Source organism: Pradoshia sp. (assembly GCF_051873915.1).
GTDB lineage: Bacteria > Bacillota > Bacilli > Bacillales > Pradoshiaceae > Pradoshia.
This window is the reverse complement of record NZ_JBJEFJ010000086.1, coordinates 4,397-10,332: the sequence shown is the minus strand read 5'-3', so window position 1 is coordinate 10,332 and position 5,936 is coordinate 4,397. Positions and strand designations below refer to the sequence as shown.

Below are 5,936 nucleotides of genomic sequence, written 5' to 3'. Positions count from 1 at the left end.
AAAAAAATAGCGGCAATGAATAGATTGCTCCATTCATTGCCGCTATTTAAAGCAAACACTTATTGAAGTTTGCTTTCCACTTCTGAGCACACTTGATCTGCCGTTAAACCATCCGCATTAATAACAGGGCCTTCAATCGTGACGTCCTGCATGCCCATCACATTCTTATCCATTCCTGTGATGACACAACAGTCACAGTTCGCTGCACCATACTCATGGTTTAACTGTACCACTTCATATCCCTTCTCACGAAGCGCTTGCTGCACATCTGATAAGGATTCTTCCACTCCTATTTTAGCCATTGCTTACACCTCCTCCAATGGTAGGATGTTCTGCCATAAAGGAAATTATTCATTTATCAAACAGTTTGATTTCAAAATGTTACATTATTGTTAATATCAAGCTTTTCTATTTACTATTTGTCAAATTAATACTATTATTCTATAAAAAGGGAAAGAATGTGATAGATATGAAATCTACCGGTATAGTCAGAAAGGTCGACGAACTAGGCCGAATTGTTCTTCCGATTGAATTAAGACGTACCTTGGATATTAACATAAAAGACTCAATTGAAATCTTTACGGACGAAAATCAAATCATCCTTCAGAAATACATGCCTGGCAAGGCTTGTATCATTACAGGCGAGGTGAGCAACAACAATATTACACTCGCCAACGGCAAAATCATCTTAAGTCCAGAAGGCATTCAGCGGCTCACTGAAGAACTTCATCATGTCATTAAACAATAAGACTTACTCTTCGTACAGGCGGAAAGATCCGCCTGTTTTTTTGTCATGTTCAATAGACTATGTATAATCAAGAAATCCAAACCATAAATGAATGGAAGAATATAAAAAAACTGGCTTCCAAAAAATCACAAGGATTTTTCGTGGAGGCCAGCTTTTCATTTAGGCATCAATCGAGATATGTTTGAACTCCGTGACATCGAAGAGTCCATCAATCGTAATCTTACATGCCGGAATAACCGGAAGTGCCAGGAATGACAGGGTCAGGAATGGATTGAAGTCCTGTGAAACCCCTAAGTCAGCTAATACTTGATTCATTTCGCGCAAGTGTCCGTAGACAGCATTCGCGCTTTCCATTGACATCAAGCCTGCTATTGGCAAAGCAAGCTTGGCCCGCACTTTTCCTTCACTGACAATGACCAGCCCTCCTCGGCTTTTTTCAAGCTCCTGAATGGCTGCCAGCATGTCTTCATCATTCGTGCCAGTGACAATTAAATTATGAGAATCATGTGCAACCGTCGTGGCCAAAGCTCCTGATTTCAGCCCTAGCCCCTTAACAATTCCGAGGCCAATCTTGCCTGTCGCGTTATGCCGTTCAATAAGCGCAATCTTTAGATGATCAAGATGGGTATCCGATTCGAAGAAGCCCTCCTTTGTCCGATTCGTCTTCTCGATGAGACGTTTGGTGATTAGGCTGTTCGGAATGATGCCAATAATATTTGCTTCTTCCCCCTTCAGCTTGATTGCCAAATCGTTCGAATCAATCTTACCGAGGGAAACGGTATTCGCCAGATTTTCCGCTATAGCATATGGATAGTTCTCTGGGAATCCCTGGACAGAACCTTCGCTTACGATACATTTCCCGTTCTTATAGACTGAATGGATGGCAACCTCTTCAAGACTATCAAGCATCAAAAAGTCGGCTTTATAGCCTGGAGCAATCGCTCCTTGATTTTTCAGACGGAAGCATTCAGCCGCATTCAAGGTTGCCATTTGATAAGCCGTCATGACAGGAATACCTTCTGCAATGGCTAATTTGATACAATTATTAATGCTGCCCTCCATCATGACGTCATCCAAATGACGGTCATCTGTTACAAACAGGCATCTTCTCGCGTTCCGCTCATTAACGGCCCCGATGATCTGCTTCAAATCCTTTGCGACTGTCCCTTCCCGAATCATGAGATACATCCCCTTCTCAAGACGGGCCTTTGCCTCTTCCGCAGTCGTACACTCATGATCCGTATGAATACCGGCAGCCATATATACATCAATGGCCTTCCCAGACAAACCAGCAGCATGACCATCAATCAATTTATGCTGTTTCCTTGCATCCAGCAGTTTCTCAACCACGGAAGGCTCGCTCTCAAGCACAGCTTGATAATTCATGACCTCCGCAAGTCCAAGTACACGCGGCTGTTCATAAAATGGAGCTAGATCCTCACTGTTCAAAATCGCTCCCGCTTCTTCAAATTCCGTAGCAGGTACACAGGATGGAAGCATGAAATACGCATCAAAAGGCAGACCCTCCGTATGCTCAATCATGTATTGAATTCCTTGCGCCCCGCTGACATTGGCAATTTCATGAGGATCTGCAATGACGGCAGTCACACCGTTCTTTACCTGAACCTTTGCAAATTCCAGCGGGCTAACCATTGTGGATTCAATGTGCACATGGCCGTCGATAAAGGATGGACTGATGTATCGCCCTGCGGCATTTACTTCTCTTTTGCCTTCGTATTGGCCAATACCAGCAATAACCCCATCGACAATCGCGATATCTCCAAGCTGAATCTCACCGGTAAATACATTCAAAATTTTGCCGCCTTTAACAACAAGATCTGCCGGCTCCTTCCCTGAAGCCACATTGATACGTCTTTGCATTAAGCTGTAATCCATCCTAATCACCCTTTTTCTATGTTAGTAATCTCTTAAGATGTAATAATGAAATAAATTTAACCTACTATAACACATAATAAGGAGTAATGAGAATAGCCTATTTCTTATATTTTTTATCCATTAAGACACTCTAATAACCGGGCAATGGCTCTTTCAAGCTCAGCCTCTGGTATCCCCGCAAAACCAAGCACGATGGTTGGGGGAAAATCCTCCTTCACGATAGAATAATCAGAAAGAGTGTGCAGGAGAATCCCTTTCTCCCTTGCCCGTTCCTTTATTTGCTCCTCATTCATCCCATTATGGACAACAAGTGCAATATGAAGGCCTGATTTCTCCCCGATTACGGAAAGAATTTCCCTATGAGGCTTCAAATGTTCTAGTACTATTTCTAATTTCCTCCGATACACCTTCCGCATCCGGTTCAGATGACGCTCAAATTCCCCATCACGCATAAAACGAGCTAGAAGATGCTGATCCATCCTCGATACGGAGGAATGCCCGAATCCTGCTTCTTGATAGCGGGAAAGCAATTCCTCTGGCAGAACCATGAAGCTAATACGAATGGACGGCATTAAGGATTTGGAGAAGGAACCGAAATAAATCACCTTCCCAAAGCTGTCCATGCTTGCAAGCGAGGGAATAGATTTGCCGCTATAGCGGAATTCACTGTCATAATCATCCTCGATAATGAACCTCTCATTCGATTCAGCTGCCCATGAAAGCAATTGAACACGCCGGTTATAGGACAGGACGGTCCCAAACGGGAAATGATGGGATGGTGTTGTATAGAGAATATCCATATTCCCTTGCAGGACCTCATCAATCTTTAACCCATCCTCATCCACTCCTACAGCCTGAACCTTATTCGGGAAATGGCGCATGATACGGTTCATGACCTGATAACCAGGGTTTTCAACGCCATATTTTGCCTGGCTGCCAAATAAGAGGACCAATTGCTGCAGCAGGATTTCAAGGCCTGCTCCAATGATAATTTGCCGAGGCTCACAAATGACACCTCTTGCATGGTACAAATAGGTCGCAATCTCTCTTCTTAGTTCCATTTCACCAAAGGGGTCGCCAAGCAATAATAAATCTTGGTTATTGAAATCAATCAAATCCTTTGCCAATCTCCTCCACGTCTTGAAGGGGAACACGCTGACATCAATATGACTCGGATGAAAGGATTGAATAATCTGCTCACCCGGCTCATCCCTCTTTTCTGAGCAGCTTTCCCCAGGCTGTATGTATTCCAAATCCTTTGAGGCCAAACAATAGTATCCTTTCCGAGGAAGCACCTCAATATATCCCTCTGCAACCAATTGCTGATAAGCTGCATCTACTGTATTTTGACTGATTTGCAGGTAATCAGAGAGATTCCGTTTCGAAGGCAGCTTCGTTTGATATGGCAATCTGCCGGACATGATTTCATTTTTGATAAAAACATACAGCTGCTCATAGATTGGAATACGGCTTTCACGGTTTAGTTCACACGCTAATCTATTCATCTTTTCTCCCTCACTGACACCATCAAAATGATTAAAACTGAATCTTTTAATGGGGTCTGTTTCCTCTATACTTATACCATACAACAATCACACTATTTTTAAAATTAAAAAAGGATGGTGCTAATTATATGAGAGAAGCTTTAGGCACTGATGCTGTCAAACGAGGTATGGCCCAAATGCAAAAGGGCGGGGTTATCATGGATGTTGTCAATGCGGAGCAAGCCAAAATCGCCGAGGCAGCGGGAGCTGTTGCCGTCATGGCTCTTGAACGTGTTCCTTCTGACATTCGCAAGGCTGGCGGGGTTGCAAGAATGGCAGACCCGCGTATCGTAGAAGAGGTCATGAAGGCCGTGTCTATCCCTGTGATGGCTAAAGCACGGATTGGCCATATCGTGGAAGCACGCGTACTCGAGGCAATGGGTGTCGATTACATTGATGAAAGTGAAGTTTTAACGCCTGCAGATGAAGAGTATCACCTTCAAAAGAGGGCTTTTACTGTCCCATTCGTCTGCGGATGCCGCGACCTCGGAGAAGCAGCAAGAAGGATCGGGGAAGGTGCCTCCATGCTGCGCACGAAGGGAGAACCAGGTACAGGTAATATTGTTGAAGCTGTCCGCCATATGCGAAAGGTTCAGGCGCAGGTTCGAAAGGTCATCCATATGAATGAGGATGAGCTCATGACTGAGGCGAAAATCTTAGGAGCTCCGTACGATATTCTGCTTCAAATCAAGGAAGAGGGCAGCTTGCCTGTTGTCAACTTCGCGGCAGGCGGAATTGCGACACCGGCAGATGCTGCCCTGATGATGGAGCTTGGGGCTGATGGCGTCTTCGTCGGATCAGGAATCTTTAAATCCGAGTCTCCTGAGAAATTCGCCCAAGCAATCGTCCAGGCAACCACTCATTACAAGGATTATGAGCTGATTGGCAAACTTTCAACTGAACTAGGCAGCCCCATGAAGGGAATTGAGATTGCCACGATTCCAGCGGAAAGCCGTATGCAGGATCGGGGTTGGTAACAATGCCTCATATTGGCGTATTAGCCCTGCAAGGAGCTGTCTCAGAACATATCAAACAAGTAGAAGCAACAGGCTGTACAGCCTCAAGAATTAAATTCCCCTCAGAGCTTGCATCACTTGACGGACTCATCATTCCTGGAGGAGAAAGCACCGCCATCAAGAAGCTGATGGATACGTATGGGTTCACAGAAACCATCCAATCATTCCAAAAACCTATCTTCGGCACATGTGCCGGAATGGTATTGCTCGCAAGTAAGATTGCCGATGATTCCGATCCCGAGCCACTCGGACTAATCGATCTCGTTGTTCAGCGCAATGCCTCAGGTCGTCAGCGGGCAAGCTTTGAAACATCACTTGCTATCAAGGGGTTGGATGAACCATTCAAGGCCATTTTTATCCGTGCCCCGTATTGCCTTCATGCCGGAGAAAGTGTCGTGACGCTTGCAGACTATGATGGACATATTGTGGCAGCCAAGCAAGGCCGCATTCTCGTCAGTTCCTTTCATCCCGAGCTGACTGATGATTCGCGTTTTCTTGAGTTATTCATCCAAATGGTGAAGGAGCACTGTGAGGACTCTGATATTGCTTAAATCTAATACAAACAGGAGATAAACCAGATTTGGCCTTCTCCTGTTTTTTTTCCGTTCTCTGGGGATAAAAAAGCAGATTATTCATAAAAAAAGGAAAATTTTTTGGTCTTTTCATGGATTGGGTCAGGTAAGACGAAGATATTTAAAGGAGTGAAACTTGATTTCTTTGTTTATGGGCGAA

6 protein-coding genes are annotated in these 5,936 nt (G+C 44.5%); 3 read left to right on the top strand and 3 right to left on the bottom strand.

Going from position 1 to position 5,936, the window contains the following annotated elements; all coding sequences use genetic code 11:
- Positions 1 to 59 precede the first annotated feature (59 nt).
- Positions 60 to 302, bottom strand: a complete 243-nt coding sequence (locus ACI35L_RS07980) for a YkuS family protein (protein ID WP_439802623.1) — start codon at positions 300 to 302, stop codon at positions 60 to 62.
- A gap of 167 nt (positions 303 to 469) precedes the next feature.
- Here ACI35L_RS07980 and ACI35L_RS07975 point away from each other — a divergent pair, with 167 nt between their 5' ends.
- Positions 470 to 748, top strand: a complete 279-nt coding sequence (locus tag ACI35L_RS07975) for an AbrB/MazE/SpoVT family DNA-binding domain-containing protein (protein WP_049672744.1) — start codon at positions 470 to 472, stop codon at positions 746 to 748.
- Between the two features lie 159 nt (positions 749 to 907).
- Here ACI35L_RS07975 and ade read toward each other — a convergent pair whose 3' ends face one another.
- Together ade and ACI35L_RS07965 are read right to left on the bottom strand one after the other, a co-directional pair.
- Entirely contained in the window at positions 908 to 2,644 is a 1,737-nt protein-coding gene (gene ade, locus ACI35L_RS07970) for an adenine deaminase (RefSeq protein WP_439802622.1), read from the bottom strand.
- Positions 2,645 to 2,757: 113 nt separating this feature from the next.
- Positions 2,758 to 4,149 carry a PLP-dependent aminotransferase family protein gene (locus ACI35L_RS07965; RefSeq protein ID WP_439802621.1) on the bottom strand — a complete coding sequence of 464 codons (1,392 nt, stop codon included), beginning with the start codon at positions 4,147 to 4,149 and terminating at the stop codon, positions 2,758 to 2,760.
- Between the two features lie 128 nt (positions 4,150 to 4,277).
- Between ACI35L_RS07965 and pdxS the strand changes: the two genes are divergently transcribed.
- Entirely contained in the window at positions 4,278 to 5,165 is an 888-nt protein-coding gene (gene pdxS, locus ACI35L_RS07960) for a pyridoxal 5'-phosphate synthase lyase subunit PdxS (RefSeq protein ID WP_439802620.1), read from the top strand.
- Positions 5,166 to 5,167: 2 nt separating this feature from the next.
- Complete coding sequence (gene pdxT / locus ACI35L_RS07955; RefSeq protein ID WP_439802639.1) at positions 5,168 to 5,755, top strand: pyridoxal 5'-phosphate synthase glutaminase subunit PdxT; 588 nt, start codon at positions 5,168 to 5,170, stop codon at positions 5,753 to 5,755.
- The last annotated feature ends 181 nt before the right edge of the window (positions 5,756 to 5,936 follow it).